Annotated in this window: 16 protein-coding genes; 2 read left to right on the top strand and 14 right to left on the bottom strand. The window is 67.6% G+C overall.

Translation table 11 applies throughout. The annotated features are described in order from the left end of the window. Positions 1–4: 4 nt before the first annotated feature. Positions 5–637 carry a response regulator gene (locus P0D62_RS15685; RefSeq protein WP_275703484.1) on the bottom strand — a complete coding sequence of 211 codons (633 nt, stop codon included), beginning with the start codon at positions 635–637 and terminating at the stop codon, positions 5–7. 189 nt (positions 638–826) lie between these two features. Here P0D62_RS15685 and P0D62_RS15680 point away from each other — a divergent pair, with 189 nt between their 5' ends. After that, on the top strand, positions 827–1,456 hold the full coding sequence (locus tag P0D62_RS15680) for a PepSY domain-containing protein (RefSeq protein WP_275703483.1): 630 nt from the start codon (positions 827–829) through the stop codon (positions 1,454–1,456). Positions 1,457–1,525: 69 nt separating this feature from the next. Continuing rightward, positions 1,526–1,852, top strand: a complete 327-nt coding sequence (locus P0D62_RS15675; protein ID WP_275703482.1) for a hypothetical protein — start codon at positions 1,526–1,528, stop codon at positions 1,850–1,852. 69 nt (positions 1,853–1,921) lie between these two features. On the opposite strand, the gene ffh is transcribed toward P0D62_RS15675, so the two are convergent. From ffh to P0D62_RS15610, 13 genes are all read right to left on the bottom strand, one after another. Then, a complete protein-coding gene (gene ffh / locus P0D62_RS15670; RefSeq protein ID WP_275703481.1) occupies positions 1,922–3,469 on the bottom strand; it encodes a signal recognition particle protein in 1,548 nt (515 codons plus the stop codon). A 169-nt stretch (positions 3,470–3,638) separates the two neighbouring features. After that, positions 3,639–4,745 carry a signal recognition particle-docking protein FtsY gene (ftsY, locus tag P0D62_RS15665; protein ID WP_406708264.1) on the bottom strand — a complete coding sequence of 369 codons (1,107 nt, stop codon included), beginning with the start codon at positions 4,743–4,745 and terminating at the stop codon, positions 3,639–3,641. A gap of 173 nt (positions 4,746–4,918) precedes the next feature. Continuing rightward, complete coding sequence (locus P0D62_RS15660; protein ID WP_275703480.1) at positions 4,919–5,212, bottom strand: hypothetical protein; 294 nt, start codon at positions 5,210–5,212, stop codon at positions 4,919–4,921. A gap of 274 nt (positions 5,213–5,486) precedes the next feature. After that, positions 5,487–9,014: a chromosome segregation protein SMC gene (gene smc, locus P0D62_RS15655; RefSeq protein WP_275703479.1), complete on the bottom strand. Its 3,528-nt coding sequence runs from the start codon at positions 9,012–9,014 to the stop codon at positions 5,487–5,489. A gap of 2 nt (positions 9,015–9,016) precedes the next feature. Next, on the bottom strand, positions 9,017–9,589 hold the full coding sequence (locus tag P0D62_RS15650) for a GtrA family protein (protein ID WP_275703478.1): 573 nt from the start codon (positions 9,587–9,589) through the stop codon (positions 9,017–9,019). A gap of 208 nt (positions 9,590–9,797) precedes the next feature. Further along, complete coding sequence (locus tag P0D62_RS15645; protein WP_275703477.1) at positions 9,798–10,307, bottom strand: GNAT family N-acetyltransferase; 510 nt, start codon at positions 10,305–10,307, stop codon at positions 9,798–9,800. Further along, on the bottom strand, positions 10,304–10,861 hold the full coding sequence (locus P0D62_RS15640; RefSeq protein ID WP_275703476.1) for a hypothetical protein: 558 nt from the start codon (positions 10,859–10,861) through the stop codon (positions 10,304–10,306). Before P0D62_RS15640 ends, P0D62_RS15645 begins: the two co-directional genes overlap by 4 nt. Positions 10,862–10,933: 72 nt before the next feature. Continuing rightward, entirely contained in the window at positions 10,934–11,776 is an 843-nt protein-coding gene (mutM, locus tag P0D62_RS15635; RefSeq protein WP_275703475.1) for a bifunctional DNA-formamidopyrimidine glycosylase/DNA-(apurinic or apyrimidinic site) lyase, read from the bottom strand. After that, positions 11,769–12,419 (bottom strand): ribonuclease III, encoded by a 651-nt coding sequence (gene rnc, locus P0D62_RS15630; protein ID WP_275703544.1) that lies wholly within the window; start codon positions 12,417–12,419, stop codon positions 11,769–11,771. The genes mutM and rnc overlap by 8 nt, the downstream gene beginning before the upstream one ends. Before the next feature lie 29 nt (positions 12,420–12,448). Further along, on the bottom strand, positions 12,449–12,640 hold the full coding sequence (gene rpmF, locus P0D62_RS15625; RefSeq protein ID WP_275703474.1) for a 50S ribosomal protein L32: 192 nt from the start codon (positions 12,638–12,640) through the stop codon (positions 12,449–12,451). A gap of 34 nt (positions 12,641–12,674) precedes the next feature. Further along, entirely contained in the window at positions 12,675–13,223 is a 549-nt protein-coding gene (locus tag P0D62_RS15620; protein ID WP_275703473.1) for a YceD family protein, read from the bottom strand. 84 nt (positions 13,224–13,307) lie between these two features. After that, positions 13,308–14,156 carry a PRD domain-containing protein gene (locus P0D62_RS15615; RefSeq protein ID WP_275703472.1) on the bottom strand — a complete coding sequence of 283 codons (849 nt, stop codon included), beginning with the start codon at positions 14,154–14,156 and terminating at the stop codon, positions 13,308–13,310. A 20-nt stretch (positions 14,157–14,176) separates the two neighbouring features. Then, complete coding sequence (locus tag P0D62_RS15610; RefSeq protein ID WP_275703471.1) at positions 14,177–15,610, bottom strand: 6-phospho-beta-glucosidase; 1,434 nt, start codon at positions 15,608–15,610, stop codon at positions 14,177–14,179. Positions 15,611–15,745 lie beyond the last annotated feature (135 nt).

Genomic DNA, 15,745 nt, shown 5'->3' with positions numbered 1-15,745 from the left:
ATCCTCAACCGACCCGAACGAGCCCTTCGCGCGCGGCGATGGCCACTGCTTCCAACTGCGAGCTGGCACCGAGCTTGGCAAGGATGGCCTTCACGTGGTCGCGCGTGGTGTAGGCGCTCAACCCCAGCTCCGCGGCGATCTGCTGCACGTAGCGACCCTCCGCCAACAGCGCCAGCACCTCGCGTTCGCGCGGCGACAGCGCCAGCGGCTGGGCCGCAGCGGCTTGATCTTGCATCTGCGGATCGCGCGCCGGGGTCTCCGGCGAGGCATCGCGGATCGCCGTCAACAGCGTGGCCAGCGGGGCGTCTTTGCCGAGATATCCGACGGCGCCCGCCTGGAAGGCGACCCGCTCCCGGTCGGGTCGAGGGCGAGCGGTGAGGACGATGACCCGCACGTCGGGCAACGCCTTCCGCAGCCGCGGCAGCAGCTCCACTCCGTCGCCGGAGGGCAGCTGGGCATCCATGACGATCGTGTCGGGACGGGTGTCCTTGGCCTGCGCCAGCGCGTCGTCGACGTCGCCGGCGACACCCACGCATTCGGCGTCGTCGCTGGCGTCGACGGCTTGGGCGATGAGGTCGGCAAGAACCCGATGATCGTCAACGACGAGGACGCGCCGCGCCGCTTGCGCAACTCGCATCTATCACCCCACGCATCCGGTGCGCCTCCCTCATTTTCGGGAAGCCTCTCCTGCTACCGGTAAGGATAGCCTCGCTTGAGCTTGGGCCCGACTTCACATGAGAGCTCTCTCATGCAGAGTTCATGCTCTCCCCATCTGCGTTGGCAAGACTGGAGCGCAGGTTCAACAGACGATAGAGGAGAAGTACCCATGACATCCCGGACCCGACTTCTTGCCACCCTGTCCTTCGGCGCGATCGTCGCCATCGGCGCCACCGCATGCGGCGGCCCCAACACGACGGGCACCCCTTCCGAGAACACTCCCACGCCGCAGATCTCCGACGCTCCGACCACCGAGGCGGCGACCCCCACGGAGACGGCGTCCGTCGAACCCACCCAGACGCCGACCGACACCCCGACCACCCCCGCTCCCTCCTCGACCGGCACCGCCGCCCAGGCCATCGAAGCCGCTCTGGCCGCTGTGCCCGGCGACGTCGTCGAGATCGATGCGGAGGACGACGGGACCTGGAGCGTCCTGGTCCGCACGGCGGACGCCGCCGGCACCGAGCTGTACATCGACCCCGTCACCGGCGAGGTGCTGCGCGAGGAGCCGGAGTCCGTTCCGAGCGAGGCACGTGACGCCGCTCCGGCGGTGACCGCCATCGACGCGATCGACGCCGTCCTCGCCGCTGCGCCCGACGCCCAGATCCGTGACCTCGATCTCGACACCCAGCAGGGCGTCGTGACCTGGGAGGTGCAGGTGCAGGACAGCCGGGGCTCCGTCGAGTACTCGCTCGACGCCACCACCGGCGACATCCTGCGAGAGGAACTCGACGACTGATCCGCAGGATCCCTTAGTCCCGAGAATTAGGGGGATCCCTTCCTATCCAATGCCTGGGAGCCTGTGGCTTTGCCGGCACCGGAAGGAAGAGGGACTCCCATATCCAGCGACGAGGAGCGTGAGTGTTCTCCGTGGGCGCAAGAGCACGTCGAGGCCCTTGCAGCCCGGGAGTTGAGAATGGTGGATCTCCTCGCCGACTGGCAGGAGGCCCACCGCGCTCTTCTCGGGGTCTACGCCGAGATGTACGCTGCGGGAATGCTCAGGAGCGAGATCGCTGAACGCCTGGGGCTCCCGATCGAGCACGTTCCCCGTCGGACACGGACGCCATCGCCTCGACGGGTGCACTCGTCGCCCGGAAAGTTCGAGCCGCTCGTCGACGACGACCACACGTTCTGACGCGGCCGCGCGCCGGCGGCGTCAAAGGGTAAGGGGCCCTCTTGAGGGCCCCTCATCCATTGAACTGGTCTACTGCTGCTGGTCGAACATCTTCTTGAGTTCCATCGGCAACTCGAAGTCGTCCATCGACTGCGGCGCCTGCTGCTGCGGCTTGCGGTTCAGCCCGGCCGCGCGGTCGGCCTCCTGCTGGCGGCGCTTGGCAGGGTTGCCGGAGATGCCCTTGCCGCGCTTGGGGGCCTTCTTGGCCTGCTGCTTGGCAGGGCGGCGTCCCATGCCGGGCATTCCCGGCATTCCGGGCATACCTGGCATTCCGCCGCCCTTGGCCATCGACTCCATCATCTTGCGGGCGTCCACGAAGCGGTTGACCAGGTTGTTCACGTCGGAGACCTGGACGCCCGCGCCCTTGGCGATGCGCGCGCGGCGGGAGCCGTTGAGGATCGAGACGTCGTCGCGCTCGGCCGGGGTCATCGACTGGATGATGGCCTCGACGCGGTCGATCTCCTTCTCGTCGATGTCCTGGATGGCGTCCTTGAACTGGCCGGCGCCGGGCAGCATGCCGAGGATCTTGGCCATCGGGCCCATCTTGCGCAACTGCTGCATCTGGGTGAGGAAGTCCTGAAGCCCGAACTTGCCTCTGTCCATCAGCTTCTCGGCCGAAACACGAGCCTGCTCGGCGTCGAAGGCCTTCTCGGCCTGCTCGATCAGCGTCAGAACATCGCCCATGCCGAGGATGCGGCTGGCCATCCGGTCGGGATGGAAGAGGTCGAAATCGGCGAGGCCCTCGCCGTTGGAGGCGAACATGATGGGCTTGCCGAGCACGCGCGCGATGGACAGGGCCGCACCGCCGCGGGCGTCGCCGTCGAGCTTGGTGAGCACGACGCCGTCGATGCCCACTCCCTGGTCGAAGGCCTTGGCGGTGTTGACCGCGTCCTGGCCGATCATCGCGTCGACCACGAAGATGGTCTCGTCGGGGTTGACGGCGGCCTTGATGTCGGCGGCCTGCTGCATCAGTTCGGCGTCGACGCCGAGGCGGCCGGCGGTGTCGACGATCACCACGTCGTAGAGCTTGTTGCGAGCGTGCGCGATGGAGTCGCGCGCCACCTGGATGGGATCGCCGACGCCGTTGCCGGGCTCGGGCGCGAAGACGTGCACGCCGGCGCGCTCGCCGACGATCTGAAGCTGGTTGACGGCGTTGGGGCGCTGGAGGTCGGCCGCGACCAGCAGCGGCGTGTGCCGGTTCTCCTTGACGTAACGCGCCAGCTTGCCGGCCAGCGTCGTCTTACCGGCGCCCTGGAGGCCGGCGAGCATGATCACGGTGGGCGGCTGCTTGGCGTAGCGGATGGGCCGCGCCTGACCGCCGAGGATGCCGATCAGCTCCTCGTTGACGATCTTGACGATCTGCTGGCTGGGGTTCAGCGCTTGACTGACGTCGGCCCCGAGCGCGCGCTGCTTGACCGCGGCAACGAACTCCTTGACCACCGAGAGGTTCACGTCGGCCTCGAGCAGCGCGATGCGAATCTCGCGCATGGTGGCGTCGATGTCGGCCTCTGTCAGGCGTCCCTTGGAGCGCAGGCCCTTGAAAACGGAGGCCAGCCGGTCTTGCAGCGTGTCGAACACTTGGGTGAACCCTTCGCAGATGTGCGTGATCGGGGACAAGGATACTTGAACCCCCGCCGAGCCGCTCCGGTGTGGCCCAACGCCCGGTTGCCAAAGATAACGCTGGTTATCCGGCGCGACCTGTCCCTATTTCACATGCCGCGCCGAATGCCCAGCGAAATCCGAGGGACTACTCCCCCAGGACGCCGCGGACGAAGGAGTCCGCGTCGAAGGGGGCCAGGTCGTCGACGCCCTCGCCGAGGCCGATCAGCTTGACCGGGACGCCGAGCTCGCGCTGCACCTGGATCACGATGCCACCCTTGGCGGAGCCGTCGAGCTTGGTGAGCACGATGCCGGTGACGTCGACCACCTCGGAGAAGATGCGCGCTTGAGTCATGCCGTTCTGGCCGGTGGTGGCGTCGAGCACCAATAACACCTCGGACACCTTGGCCTTCTTCTCGATGACGCGCTTCACCTTGCCCAGCTCGTCCATCAGGCCGGTCTTGGTGTGCAGACGACCGGCGGTGTCCACCAGCACCACGTCGGTGCCGGCGTCCGTGCCCTTGGACACGGCGTCGAAGGCGACGGAGGCGGGGTCACCGTTCTCGGGGCCGCGGACGGTCTCGACGCCCACCCGGTCGCCCCAGGTGGAGAGCTGCTCGCCGGCGGCGGCGCGGAAGGTGTCGGCGGCGCCCAGCAGCACCGTCTTGCCCTCGGCCACCAGCACACGGGCGAGCTTGCCGACGGTGGTGGTCTTGCCGGTTCCGTTGACGCCGACCACCAGCACCACGGCCGGCTTGCCCTCTTCGCCCGTCAGGTTGAGCGAACGATCAAGGCTGGGATCGACGAGCTTGGTGAGCTCCTTCGCGAGAACCTCCTTGGCCTTGGCCGGATCGGCCACGCCGTCGATGGCGAGTTCCTTGCGCAGCGAGTCGGTGAGTTCGGTGGTGGGGCCGACGCCCAGGTCGGAGGCGATGAGCATGGCCTCGAAGTCGTCCCAGACCTCGTCGTCGATCTTGTCGGCGGACAGGAGATCGGCCAGAGCGCGGGCCAGGCCGTTGTTGCTGTTGGCCAGCCGACGGCGGAGGCGCGCGAAACGAGAAGCAGGAGCTTCCGGCTGATCGAAGGAGGGCCTCGGGGCCGGCGTGGGCTTCTTCTCGACCTCTGCGGCATCCCCATCTGCGCTCGGCTGCGACGGCAGCTCCGGCGTGACCGGCGGCGGGCCGACCTGCTTGTTGGAGCGGGAGCGAACGACGACGATGCCACCGACGAGCAACGCGACGCCCGCGATGGCCATGAGTATCCAGAAGAATTCCACGGCTGCATTCTACGGGCACCCGCGCGAGCCACTCTCCCGGCCTGCACCGCCACCCAGCCACCGGCTGCTGAACAGAACAACGCTCTAGTGGGAGATGTTCCCCCGTAGACGGGGGAACATCTCCCACTAGAGCGAACAGAAACTGGCTGAAACTACTCCGCGGAGACGGAGCGGCGCTGCGCGCGAAGGGTATCCAGTGCGCGCACGAGGCCGCGACCTTGGATCTCCCGCGGGACGACGGAGCCCGGCTGCACCCGGACGGCGTCCAGCGACTCGAGGAAACGCGGGGTCTCGCCCTGGGCGTTCAGGTACTCGTTGGCCTTGTCGGCGACCTCCGCCCACTTCTCCTTGCGGGGGGTGAACCGTCCCGAGGAGACGGCGACCACAGCCATCAAACCCAAGGAGATGGCGACGGTGAAGAACAGTACGACGAAGGCCATGAACATGGCACTCACTCCTAGGGGAGACCGAGACGGAGGGGACAGCGGGGACAATCCTGCCCGAGATTTTCCCGATTTCCACCCCTCGCACGGCGTGGCGTGGTAAAGGCGAACAAAGTCTGGATCTTCGTCCAGATCGCCCCTCTCCTCGCCCCGACCTTCGTCCAGTAACCCGACAATCAGGGCGAGCGCGGAACACCTCCTCCACGCTCTTTTCGAGGCTTCGACTTCGGGGCTCGTTCCTCGCCCTACGCCTCCGCACCTCAAAGAGCGTGGACGATCACAGCCGCTGGCTGACGACGGTGGAGATGCCGTCGCCGCGCATGCTGACGCCGTACAGCGAGTCGGCGATCTCCATGGTGCGCTTCTGATGGGTGATCACCAGAAGCTGGGAGTTGGAGCGCAGCTCCTCGTAGATGGTGAGCAGCCGACCGAGGTTGGTGTCGTCGAGCGCGGCCTCCACCTCGTCGAGGATGTAGAAGGGGCTGGGGCGCGCGATGAACAGGGCGAAGAGGAAGGCCACCGCCACCAGCGAGCGCTCGCCGCCGGACAGCAACGACAGCCGCTTGACCTGCTTACCGGCCGGACGGGCTTCGACGTCGACCCCGGTGGTGAGCCAGTCGCCGGGATCGGTCAGAATCAGGCGCCCCTCGCCTCCGGGGAACAGGCGCGAGAACACCTCGTTGAAGGCGATCTCCACGTCGCGGTAGGCGGTCTCGAACACCTCCTGCACCCTGGCGTCGACCTCGGCGATGATGTCCATCAGGTCGGAGCGGGTGCGGTGCAGGTCGTCGAGCTGCTCGGCGAGGAATTGATGGCGCTCCGACATCGCGTCGAACTCCTCCAACGCCAGCGGATTGACCCGGCCCAGCAGGGCCAGCGCCTTCTCGTTGCGACGCAGCCGCGCGGTCTGCTCGGCCCGGTCGTAGGGCACGGGCTCTGGCGTCTCGTCGTCCTCGGTGAGGGCGGAGCCGTCCGGGCGGGTGAGCACCGGCACGGGCAGCTCGGGACCGTACTCCGCGATCAACTCCTCCGGCTCGAGGCCGAGCTCACCCATCGCCTTCTCGGCGAGCTGCTCGACGCGCATCCGGCGCTCGATGCGGGCCATCTCGTCGCGGTGGGCACCGCGCTGCAGCTCGTCGAACTGGGCGTTGGCCGTCTTCGCGGCCCTCCGGGTCTCGGCTGCCGCCTGCTCGGCCGCTCCTCGAGCGCGATCAGCGGCGTCGCGCGCTTCCTGGGCGCGCTCCACGGCCGCGCCGACGCGGACCGCGAGTTCCGTGGCGGCCTCGCGCACCGCCTCGGCGATCTGCGCCTCCACCCTCCGGCGCTCGGCCCTGGCCTTGGCTTTGGCCCGGGCGTCGCGCTCCTGACGTGCGGCGCGCAGCAGCGCATCGGCCCGACCTGTGAGCGACTTGGCCTGTTCCTCGGCCGCGCTCACCGCCAGGCGCTCGTCCATCTCTTTCTGCCGGGCGATGCGCGCACCGACGGCCAGCTCGTCTCGCTCGGTCGAATCGGGCTCGGCGACCTCGCCCTCCGACTCCACCTCGACCAGCCTCGCCTCCAGCTCGGCCAGCGACTCCCGTGCCGACGCCAGGTTGCGCTCAGCAGCCTCGATCGCGGTGCCGTGACGCTCGGCCTCGCGCTCGGCGGCGGCCTGGGCCTGGCGCAGCGCGTTCAGCCGATCGGCCACCGCCGCCAGCTCCGCATCCGACGCGTGCAACTGGGCCAGCAGGTCTTGTTCCTTGCCTCGGGCTTCGGCCAGCGCGTCGCTCAGCTTCTCCGAGGCGAAGCGCATCCGGTCCAGCTCGTGGCCCAGCGCGTCGCGATCCTCCTCGGCCGTGGCCAGCTGTGCCTGCACCTCGATCAGCGATGGCCCCTCCACGGCTCCACCCGCCACCAGCCAGGCCGAGAACACGTCACCGGAGCGAGTGACAACGGTCAGCTCGGGGTGCCGTTCCACCACCTCTTCGGCGGCCTCTGAATCCTCGACCAGCACGACGTCGCGCAGCAGCCACGACAGCGCACCCCTCAGCTCGGCGGGCGCCGTGATCCGACTCACGGCGGATGCTCCCGCAGCTGCCGCACGCTCCGGCGCTTCCTCGAGGCCGGCGACGAGCATCGTCGCCCGGCCCAGGTCGCCGTCGGCCAACTCCGTCAACGCCCGCCCGGCCCGCGAGCGATCGCTGACGACGACAGCCTCAGCGGCTGCGCCGAGGGCCACCGCGATGGCGGCCTCCCAGCCGTCCTCGACGGCGACCAGCCCGCTGAGCGATCCCAGCACGTCGTCGCGTTCCAGCAGCGCCGCTCCCCCATCGCGGCGCTCAGTGAGCAGCCGCAATGCCTCGACGCGCGCGTCCAACCCTGCCTTGGCCCGCTGGGCCTCCGCCTCGGCCTGCCGCAGTGCGGCGAGTTCCTCATCGATGCGCTCCGCCACCGCGAGCGCCGCCTCATAATCGGAATCGAGCGTGGACTCGCTGTGGCCCAGGTCGGCCAGCGACGTCTCGGTGCCGCGATACCGATCAGCGGCCTGAACAGCCCGGTCCCGCGCCTCCTGCTGACGCACCTGGAGCCGGCCGATCTCGTCCTCCGCGGCCTCCACCCGGGACTTGGCCGACGACACCCGGCCCGCCAGCTTCGCCCGGCCTTCCCGTCGATCCGCGACGGCGCGCAGGGCGGCGTTGTACGCCTTCTCCGCTGCGGCATGACGCTGCTCCGCCTCGGCCCGGAACTCCGTGGCCCGAGCCAAGCGCTCTCGCGCCACCTCCGCGGCGGCGCGCAGCTCCTGCTCCCTGGCCCGGATCTCCGCCGCGTCGCGTTCAAGGGACTCGGGATCACGTCCGCCCGTCGCAGCCTGGACCGGCTCCACCGCCAGGCGCGCGCGCTCTGCCGCGATGGTGCGCGTCGTCGAGATGCGCTCCCGCAGCCCAGCCATCGCGTAGTAGCCCTCCTGCGCACGATCGAACTCGCGAGAGGACTCCCTGAGCCGCTCCTCTGCCTCGTCCTCGGCCCGCGCGGCAGCCTTCATCGCCGCCTCGGCCCGTGCCATCGCCTCGGCCTGAACGCGTTCGTCGGCCAGATCCGCGGCCAGTTCGCGCTGGGCCTGGGACAGATCGTCGGCCAGCAGACGCGCCTTGGCGTCGCGCAGCTCGGCCTGGATGACGGCCGCCTTCCGCGCGGCTTCAGCCTGTCGTCCGAGCGGACGAAGCTGGCGACGCAGCTCGGAGACCAGGTCGCCGATGCGCTCCAGGTTGGATTTGGTGGCCTCCAGCTTGCGCAGCGCTCGCTCCTTGCGCTTGCGATGCTTGAGCACGCCGGCGGCTTCCTCGATGAACCCGCGACGGCTCTCCGGAGTGGCGGTCAGGATGGCGTCGAGCTGCCCCTGCCCGACGATGACGTGCATCTCGCGTCCGATGCCGGAGTCGCTCAGCAGTTCCTGCACGTCGAGCAGGCGCGCGGTCGCCCCGTTGATCGCGTACTCGGACCCGCCGCTGCGGAACATCGTCCGGGTGATCGTCACCTCGGTGTACTCGATCGGCAGCGCGCCGTCGGAGTTGTCGATGGTGAGCTCCACCTCGGCTCGCCCGAGCGGCGCCCGGGTAGAGGTGCCGGCGAAGATGACGTCCTCCATCTTGCCGCCGCGCAGCGACTTGGCGCCTTGCTCGCCCATCACCCAGCTGAGGGCGTCCACGACGTTGGACTTGCCGGATCCGTTCGGACCGACGACGCAGGTGATGCCGGGCTCGAAGACCAACGTCGTCGCGGAGGCGAACGACTTGAATCCGCGCAGCGTCAGCTTCTTGAGATACATGGTTAGGGGCGCGCTTCCTCCGCGGCCTCAGCCGCAGCTGCGGCCGCGAGCGCTGAGCTGCGCACGGCGCGGAAGGTCCACAGCTTGTTGACCACGAAGTTGATCGGCATGGTCACCACGATGGCGATCAGCTGCGACCAGTACTCCCGTGAGTGAATACCCGCCTCCTCGTGGAAGTACGGCTCGGGCAGATACACCGGACTGGCGGGGTTGGTGAGCAGGATCTTGATGATCAGGCCGACGGCGGCGGCGACGCTGCCCACGGCGAGGAAGGGCCAGAACTCGCTCCACCAGCCGGCCGCCTTGCTGGAGCGAAAGGTCCAGCCGCGGTTGAGCTGGAAGTTCCAGAGGTTGGCCACCAGGAAGGCGACCACCCACACCACCGCTGTGAAACGCACGTTGAACGGCGTGCCGGGGATCGAGAACAAGATGTTCTGCGCGTTGATCGTCCCGCCGTGCAGCTTGTTCATCACGACGGTGACGATCATGTTGACCAGCACACCTGAGCCGCCGACGATGCCGAACTTGATGAACTGGCGCATCGACCGGCCGTACTTGGCGACGAACGCGTTCATCGGATGCTCCTCGGGACTCGGTGACACCGCCGGCACAGGTAGCAACGACGGTTCGTGACGCCGCGACGCGCTGAGGTATCGCCGGCTTGCCACCACGAAATAGTAGTCATCGTTGAGCGGAACCACGAAAAGCTCGTGGCCCGACCTTGGGCCGATCTACGCACGAACCGTCGTGGTGGAGGAGGTGCGGCAACAGCCAGGAGGGCTCTCAGAGGTCGAGAACGTAGAGGCTCAGGAGAGCGGGCGATCCGTCGGCATGGGTGTCGGTGGAGGATACGAAGCGGTGGACGTAACGGAAGCCGCACTTCTCCGCCACGCGCACCGAGGGGACGTTGTCCGGCTCGACGCGAATCGCCGCCCGACTCCCGATCCCCTGCTCCCGCAGACGCTGGCAGACGGCCAGGACCGCCTCGGACGCCACGCCCGTTCCGCGAGCCCAAGGATGGACGGCGTACGAGAGGTTTACATCCCCTGGCTCCAGTCCGTCGCCGTTGTCGGGATCGAAATCGACATACCCGGCGAGACGCCCGTCGCGCCAGACGCCGAAGCCGCGCTTACCGCGGCCCGCCGCCGCGTTGTCTGCCAGAACATCGAAGTAGGCGCGCGTGCCCTCGACGGTGCCGTAGTCGCCGGTGAGCCACCGCACGGTCTCCTCGTCCTCGCCGGCGCAGTGGGCTTCGGCGTCTTCGTGGGTCAGCGGGCGCAGCTCGATCGTCATGTCTCGATGTTAGTGGTGTGTCGTCGCGCCCGGCCACGCACCACCGACGCCACGAAGCGCGCCGCCCCACGAATCACGAACGATACGAGGGCCAGCACGAGCGCGATGAGCAGAGGGATGACCGGGCCGAAGACCAGCGTCATACCGACGACGAAACCAAGGATGTACTCCGCGCGATACACCGGGAGCGCGAGGGCGATCGGAACCAGCAAGCCGGCGACGACCAGGAGGACCGTGTCGGAGGCGCCGAGATGAAAGGAGGTCGCGAGAACCGCTCCATACGCGAGCGACCCGAACAACGGGATCAGGAGCGACACCGGGAAGCGGGGCTCTCCCGTCACGCGCTGCAGTCTGCGGACCCTCAGAAAGAGAACCACTCCGAGCAGCGGCAAAATGGCTAGTCCTAGCCAGTTCGAGAACCCAGGAAGCCCGTCGCTCGCGAGCAGGTAGTGCGTCTTCACCCCGCCGTTGAGATGCTCAAACACGAGTTGGGCGATCACGAACGCCAACGCTGCGACGGGGATCAGAAGGGCGGGCGCGCGAGAGGTGTCCATGGGTTCCTGCCTTGACGACGCCGGTTTCGGGCAGCTTACCTGCTTGAGTAGGCGAGGATCGGTGGATCCGAGCTAGAAGCCTCGAGGCTCCTGGACCCGCTGGCAGCGCGGGCAGAGGTAGGAGCTGCGGTTCATGAAGCTGCGGCGCACGATCGGGGTGGCGCACCTGTTGCAGGGCAGGCCCTCCCGGCCGTAGGCGTCCAGCGAGCGGGCGAAGTAGCCCGATTCACCGTTGACGTGGACGTATAAGGAATCGAACGACGTGCCGCCCTGGTCGAGCGCCTCGGCCATCACTTCGCCCGCGGTGCGCAGCAGCGTCACCGCCTTGCGGGGGCCCAGCGTCGCCGTCGGGGTGTCGTAGTGGAGGCGGGTTCGCCACAGGGTCTCGTCGGCGTAGATGTTGCCGATACCGCTCACCAACCCCTGATCCAGGAGCGCCCTTTTGACGGTGGTCCGACGCGCGCGGAGCCTCTGCGCTGCGGCCCGCGCGTCGAAGGCCGGATCGAAGGGGTCGAGCGCGATGTGCGGCACCGGGCAGATCGCCTCGCCGGGACGCCATTCCAATCCGCCGAACATCCGCTGGTCGACGAAGCGCAGCTCGGTGCCGTCGTCCAGCCGGAAGAGGACGCGGGTGTTGGGCACCAACTCGTCGCCGGGCTGATTGACCCGGAACTGCCCACTCATGCCCAGATGCACGATGACGGCGTCGTCACCGAGAACGAGCCAGAGGTATTTGCCACGCCGGCGCACCTCGTCGACGCCGCGGCCGCTCACGTCGTGAACGAAGCCGGCAGGACCGCCGGGATGAGTGCGCACGGGGCGGGGGTGGAGAACCTCGGTGCCAACGACGCGGCGCCCGACCAGGTGGGTGGTCAGTCCACGACGGACGACCTCCACCTCGGGCAATTCAGGCATCGCTGAGTTTCTGATAGGCCTGTCGCGCGGCCAACTGTTCAGCGTGTTTCTTGGACGATGCGACGCCCCGCCCGCGCGGAACACCATCGATGATCACCTCGGCCGTGAAGGTGCGCATGTGATCGGGGCCGGTGCCCTCGACCACGTAGCGCGGCGGCTCCCATCCACGACGCGCACACACCTCTTGCACCGCCGTCTTGTGATCCAGATAGTCGGCGCGCGCCTCGGCGGCCTCCATCAGCGGATCGAAGAGCGCGTGCACGAAGCGATGCGACACCTCGGCACCGTGAGAGACGTGGATCGCGCCGATAATCGCCTCGGTGGTGTCGGCCAGGATCGAGGCCTTGTCGGCCCCGCCGGTGAGCTGCTCCCCCCGACCCAGTTTGATCAGGGAACCGATGCCAAGGCCGCGGGCGACGCCCGCCAGGGCTTGGGTGTTGACGACGCTGGCGCGCAGCTTGGCCAACTGACCCTCGGCCAGCTCGGGAAACGAGTGGTACAGGTGCTCGGTCACCACGATCTGCAGCACCGCGTCGCCCAGGAACTCCAGGCGCTCGTTGCTGGGAATCCCGCCGTTCTCGAAAGCGTAGGAACGGTGGGTCAAAGCCAACTCGAAAAGCTGGGCGTCGACCTCGACGCCCAGCTCAACCAGCTGGTTCTTCAGCGTGTTACTCAGGCCTCGAGCACCTGGCGGCGCGAGCCGCGCGGGCCGTACTGGCCGCAGCTCGGGCAGGCGGTGTGCGAGAGGTGCTGCTCACGGCAGGCGGGGTTCACGCAGGTGACGGTGGGCACCACGGACGTCTTCCACTGCGAACGGCGGGAACGGGTGTTGCTGCGCGACATCTTCCGCTTCGGAACGGCCACGGTCTTCTCCTTGGAACGAGAGTGATTCGTCTAACTAATTGTCTTGCACGTCGGCGAGGCCCGAGAGCTTCTCCCAACGGGGATCGATCTTGTCCCCGTGACCATGCTCCGGATCGTCGTTCAGATTGAACCCGCAATCGGGGCACAGACCCAAACAATCCTCGTCGCACAGCGGCGTGAAGGGCAACTCGAGTACCACGGCGTCCCGCAGTGCGACTTCGAGATCGATCGTCTCCTCGACCACCTGGGAATCCTCTTCATCCACCGCTTTACCGGGGTAGAAGTAGAGTTCCCGGAGGTCGAAGCTCTGATCGTAATCGATGTCGCCCAGGCAACGGGAACACGAGCCGTGCAAAAACACGTCTGCGGTTCCCCCCACCAGGATGCCGTCGACCACGGCCTCCAGCCTGAGATTCAAGCTGATGTCCGAGCCCTCTGGTACTCCGATCACGCCGGTACCGAGTTCGGCAGGAGCCGGTACCACCGCCGTGAGTTCCTTCATCGTTCCGGCCTGGCGCACCACGTCGTGGGTCTCGAGGACCAACGGTGAGCGACGGTCGGGATGGCGATGTTCGGTTCTCATGGCAGGATTCCCTTCTCCGGAGCCGAGCCTGATCTCGTCATGACCGACCGCCAACTCTACCGGTCGGCGTCGGTGTTTCCCAAATTAGGAATCAGCCTGCACCGCGTTGAGCCGCGCGATATGGAGCTTCACATAGCTCAACTCCGCCTGGGTGAGCGGCCCGGTGTCCTGCTCCAGGACCGTCTGTACCAGGGTCGCCGCCGCATCCACCTCCGGCGCATAGTTGGCGGTGATCAGCACGGGGCCGTCGTCGCGATGCTGCTTCTCATCGGCGACGCGCGCGTAAAGGTAGCGCAGATGGGTGACGAAGCGGGCCATGGCCATCGGATCGGCCACCGCGCGCGCCCCGAGCCCGGTCTTCACGGCCTGCAACACGCCCTGCACCAGCCGGGTCATGGCGACGGTGCCGCTCATGTCGCGGCTGGCGAACTGGGCGTTGACGAAATGCAGCGCGAATGCCGTGGCCTCGTCGGGGTCGAGAACGACCTCCAACTCCTCCTGGGCGATCTTCACCGTCGCTTCGCCGAGCGCGGCCTCGTTCGGATACAGCTGACGCACCTCCCAACTGAGCGGGAAGTCGATCACGATCCCCTCCCGCGCCCGATGGACGGCGAAGTTGAGATGGTCCGCGATGGACAGCAGCAGAGCCTGGCTCGGCCTGATCCCCGACTTCTCAGCAGCGAGGTCGACCGCCCGACGCGAGACTCTGAACACCTCCAGCGGGATCTGCGCGACGAACTCGCTCAGTTCGAAGAAGCCGTCGGGGCTGGTGGGGGTGAAGACCTCGGACGCGTCGGCATAGTCGATCGGGTCGCCGAGTCGGCGTCCGAAGCCGAGCCCACGGCCGAGCAGGATGACGCGCGCGCCATCCAGCTCGACCATGACGGCGTTGTTGTTCAGCACCCTGATCAAGGTGCCTTCGCGCCGAGGCATATGTGTAGTCCCCTTGCCTGTCAGAGTTCTTCGCCGCGGGAGGCGATGACCCCCGCGAACCAGTCGAAGGACTTCTTCTTCGACCTCGCCATCGTGCCGTTGCCCTCGTTGTCCCGATCGACGTAGACCATGCCGTACCGCTTCTTCATCTCACCGGTGGTGAAGGACACCACGTCGATGATTCCCCACGGGGTGTATCCCATCAGATCCACGCCGTCTTCCAGCACGGCAAGCTTGACCTGCTCAATGTGGGCGCGCAGGTACTCGATGCGGTAGTCGTCGACGATGCTGCCGTCCGCCTCCACCTGATCGATCGCGCCGAAGCCGTTCTCGACGATGAACAGCGGCAGCTGGTACCGCTCGGTCAGCGTGGCCAGCGTGTAGCGCAGGCCCACCGGATCGATGGCCCATCCCCAGTCGCTGGCGGACACGTAGGGGTTGGCCACCGAGTTGGGCAGTCCCCCGTCGGTGCGGGGGCCGTCGGAGTGAGCATCGGCCTTGACCGTCGTCGACATGTAGTAGCTGAAGCCGACGTAGTCGACGGTGCCCGCGGCGAGGATCTCGTCGTCGCCCTCCTGCCAGCCGATGTCGTAGCCCTCTCGCTCGACCTCGCGGCGCGCGTAGCCGGGGTAGCGCCCCCGCACATGCACGTCGGGGAACAAGAAGCGCTCGCGATTAGCAATCTGGGCCGCCATCACGTCGTCCGGATTGCAGGAGAACGGGTAGATCGGCACGTGGGAGACCATGCAGCCGATCTTCAGATCGGGGTTGATCTCGTGACCGATCTTCACGGCCAGCGCGCTGGCCAGCAGCTCGTGGTGCGCGACCTTCAGCAGCACCTCGCGCGGGTTGTCCTCGGGCGCCAGCACGACGCCCGAGTTGGTCCAGAAGAACAGCGCGTTGTTGGTGTCCATCTGGTTGTTGATCTCGTTGAAGGTCATCCAGTACCTGACCTTCGAGTGGTAGCGCTCGAAGCACACCCTCGCGAAGCGGGCGAAGAGGTCCACCACCGTGCGGTTGCGGAAGCCTCCGTACTCACGCGCCAGGTGCAGCGGCAGCTCGAAGTGCGACAAGGTGATGACGGGCTCCATGCCATGGGCGAGCAACTCATCGAACATCTCGTCGTAGAAGCGCAGGCCTTCCTCGTTCGGCTGCTCCTCGTCGCCACGGGGGAAAATGCGGGTCCACTGGATGGACGTCCGGAAGCACTTCAGGCCCATTTCGGCCATCAGCGCGATGTCCTCACGGAAGCGATGGTAGAAGTCGATCGCGGTGTGATTCGGGTAGAACTCAGCGGGTTCCACGGTCTCAGTGATCCGGCGCGGCACCCCGTGGGCGCCTGCGGTCAGCACGTCGACGACGCTCGGTCCCTTTCCGCCTGCATCCCAGCCGCCCTCCAGTTGGTGCGCGGCGACGGCGCCACCCCAGAGGAAGTCTTCAGCGAGTCTGCTCATCGGAACGTGTGTCCTTTCGATTGTCGATCAGTAGTGTTGGGGGGGGGGGGCCCCCCCCCCCCCCCCCCCACCCACCACCCCCCCGCCCCCCCCCCCCCGCCCCGCGGGGGCCCCCCGCCCCCCCCGCCTCCCCCC

It is taken from the genome of Tessaracoccus caeni (genome assembly GCF_029211185.1).
Classification (GTDB): domain Bacteria; phylum Actinomycetota; class Actinomycetes; order Propionibacteriales; family Propionibacteriaceae; genus Arachnia; species Arachnia caeni.
The sequence above is the reverse complement of the archived record's forward strand: the minus strand, read 5'-3'. Positions and strand labels throughout refer to the sequence as shown.

Bases quoted from the DNA above. Each gene is read 5' to 3' on its own strand.
- smc (WP_275703479.1), bottom strand. From the start codon at position 9,014: ATGTATCTCAAGAAGCTGACGCTGCGCGGATTCAAGTCGTTCGCCTCC.
- P0D62_RS15645 (WP_275703477.1), bottom strand. From the start codon at position 10,307: ATGACGATCGAGCTGCGCCCGCTGACCCACGAAGACGCCGAAGCCCAC.
- P0D62_RS15680 (WP_275703483.1), top strand. From the start codon at position 827: ATGACATCCCGGACCCGACTTCTTGCCACCCTGTCCTTCGGCGCGATC.
- mutM (WP_275703475.1), bottom strand. From the start codon at position 11,776: ATGCCTGAATTGCCCGAGGTGGAGGTCGTCCGTCGTGGACTGACCACC.
- P0D62_RS15610 (WP_275703471.1), bottom strand. From the start codon at position 15,610: ATGAGCAGACTCGCTGAAGACTTCCTCTGGGGTGGCGCCGTCGCCGCG.
- P0D62_RS15640 (WP_275703476.1), bottom strand. From the start codon at position 10,861: ATGGACACCTCTCGCGCGCCCGCCCTTCTGATCCCCGTCGCAGCGTTG.
- P0D62_RS15615 (WP_275703472.1), bottom strand. From the start codon at position 14,156: ATGCCTCGGCGCGAAGGCACCTTGATCAGGGTGCTGAACAACAACGCC.
- P0D62_RS15650 (WP_275703478.1), bottom strand. From the start codon at position 9,589: ATGAACGCGTTCGTCGCCAAGTACGGCCGGTCGATGCGCCAGTTCATC.
- P0D62_RS15620 (WP_275703473.1), bottom strand. From the start codon at position 13,223: ATGAGAACCGAACATCGCCATCCCGACCGTCGCTCACCGTTGGTCCTC.
- P0D62_RS15660 (WP_275703480.1), bottom strand. From the start codon at position 5,212: ATGTTCATGGCCTTCGTCGTACTGTTCTTCACCGTCGCCATCTCCTTG.
- ftsY (WP_406708264.1), bottom strand. From the start codon at position 4,745: ATGGCCATCGCGGGCGTCGCGTTGCTCGTCGGTGGCATCGTCGTCGTT.
- P0D62_RS15685 (WP_275703484.1), bottom strand. From the start codon at position 637: ATGCGAGTTGCGCAAGCGGCGCGGCGCGTCCTCGTCGTTGACGATCAT.